Source organism: Methylobacterium nigriterrae, assembly GCF_037106235.1.
Lineage (GTDB): Bacteria > Pseudomonadota > Alphaproteobacteria > Rhizobiales > Beijerinckiaceae > Methylobacterium > Methylobacterium nigriterrae.
Window position 1 is genome coordinate 1 of the sequence record NZ_JBAWTG010000333.1, and the last position, 1820, is coordinate 1820.

Annotated in this window: 3 protein-coding genes; 1 reads left to right on the top strand and 2 read right to left on the bottom strand. The window is 62.4% G+C overall.

Features of this window, described 5'->3' with window-relative positions; translation table 11 throughout:
- Nucleotides 1-77 precede the first annotated feature (77 nt).
- Together msrA and msrB are read right to left on the bottom strand one after the other, a co-directional pair.
- Nucleotides 78-815 carry a peptide-methionine (S)-S-oxide reductase MsrA gene (gene msrA, locus WDW90_RS36775; RefSeq protein ID WP_336492667.1) on the bottom strand — a complete coding sequence of 246 codons (738 nt, stop codon included), beginning with the start codon at nt 813-815 and terminating at the stop codon, nt 78-80.
- A gap of 34 nt (nt 816-849) precedes the next feature.
- Nucleotides 850-1332 carry a peptide-methionine (R)-S-oxide reductase MsrB gene (gene msrB / locus WDW90_RS36780; protein WP_336492668.1) on the bottom strand — a complete coding sequence of 161 codons (483 nt, stop codon included), beginning with the start codon at nt 1330-1332 and terminating at the stop codon, nt 850-852.
- Nucleotides 1333-1565: 233 nt separating this feature from the next.
- Between msrB and WDW90_RS36785 the strand changes: the two genes are divergently transcribed.
- Entirely contained in the window at nt 1566-1769 is a 204-nt protein-coding gene (locus WDW90_RS36785) for a hypothetical protein (protein WP_336492669.1), read from the top strand.
- Nucleotides 1770-1820 lie beyond the last annotated feature (51 nt).

Below are 1820 nucleotides of genomic sequence, written 5' to 3' on the forward strand. Positions count from 1 at the left end.
GGATGTCTGCTTCATCTTCGTGCCTCAGGACTACGATGAACCAGCCATCCTCCGTTCGTGAAGGGCCTCAATCTGTCTCAAGAGTGATGACGGCGGACAGGCTTGGAGGTCGCGCGCTCGGGGAAGAGCCTCTGCAGATCGCGCAGTTTCGGGGCGTCATTCGCAACGATGTAGAGATGGCGAGGGTGTAAGGCCATGAAGTCCTGGTGATAGTCTTCGGCCGGATAGAAGGCTGCATCCCGTTCGATCTTCGTGGCGATCGGCCGGGAATACAGCTTGGCTGCCTCAAGCTGAGCGATGTAGCTCGTCGCCACCCGCTCCTGCTCGGCGTCGCTGGGGAAGATCGCAGAGCGGTATTGCGGACCGGTGTCGGGGCCCTGCCGGTTTACCTGCGTCGGATCAAGGGCGATCGAGAAGAAGATCTGCAGAACTTCGTCGTATCGGATGACCGACGGATCGTAGGTGATGCGCACCGCCTCGGCATGATCTGTCTCGCCGGAACTGACCGTTTCATAGGTTGCCGAATCCCGGCTACCACCGGCATAGCCTGACACAGCTTGCTTCACGCCGCGAACATGCTCGAACACGCCTTGAACACCCCAGAAGCAGCCGCCAGCCAGCGTGGCGGTGCGTAATCCACCCGTGGGTTCCGTCGCTTGCAGAGCTGCCTCTGGCAAGCGCCGGCTCGCTTCTTCCGCGAGCCCGTAGCTATGCAAGCCTGCGAGGAGGCCAACCCCGGCCATGACCGCGACCGCACTTGGCCAGAGACCTGGCCAGAGGCGACGGGCGAGGCGATTGAGAGTCAGGCGGCTCATAGACGTCTCCTGAGGCGCGGCAGACGAGGAACGGTCAGATGGGGAGAAAGCGCAGAGCCGCACCGTTCATGCAGTAGCGCTGACCCGTGGGGGGCGGACCATCGTTGAAGACGTGGCCGAGATGGCCACCGCAGCGGCGGCAATGCACCTCCGTGCGGCTCATCCCGAACATCGTATCCGAGGTGGGACTGACCGCATCGGGGAGTGGCGCCCAGAAGCTCGGCCAGCCAGTTCCGCTCTCGAACTTCGTATCCGACGAGAACAGAGGAAGGTCACAGCCAGCGCAAGCAAAGCGGCCTGGCCTCTTCTCATGATTGAGCGGACTTGAGCCGGCGCGCTCGGTTCCATGACCGCGCAGGATTGCGTACTCAGCCGCACTGAGTTGGCGCCGCCAATCGGCATCGCTCTTCTGGACCTCAAAATGTTCAATCTCGGTCTCAGTCCGGCCGAGGGCACGCCATCCTGCCAGCATTCCGAGGAGCGAGGCTCCAGCGAACAAGGTCCAGCGGCGGTTCATGGACGGCTCCTCCCGGCGGTCAAGGAGTTCGCCAGAGAACTCGCTCGTTTCAGTCGCTCGGTTACATGTGAGTTGGTCAGCGAGCTCGTAGGCCGATAGCGTCCAATGAGATTTGCGGAACTTCAGGACACCTCACCACGCCGGTCCCACAGGCCCAGAGCGGGTAGGCGCCTAAGCGGCGCGGGGCCTGTTGCAGACTTTATGAGGTTCACGGCTCGTTAGGTATGCCGGCCGTGGTTGCGCCCCTCACCCAAGAGGCTGCCCAGATCCTCAGCGCCATTGCCGCCAAGCTGAAGCGCCAGGCCAAAGCAGACTTCAAGGGCTGGCACTTCGAGGCGGCGCTGATTGTGCAAACCGTCTCATATGACGTGCTTGTACAGAAAACGACCGGACACTGTTGGCGAATTCTGGAAGGTAGGGTGCTGGGCGTAGGCTGAGCGTCCCGCTCGGAGGTCGCCCATGTCGCTCCGGCCGCAATCACCGCTCCC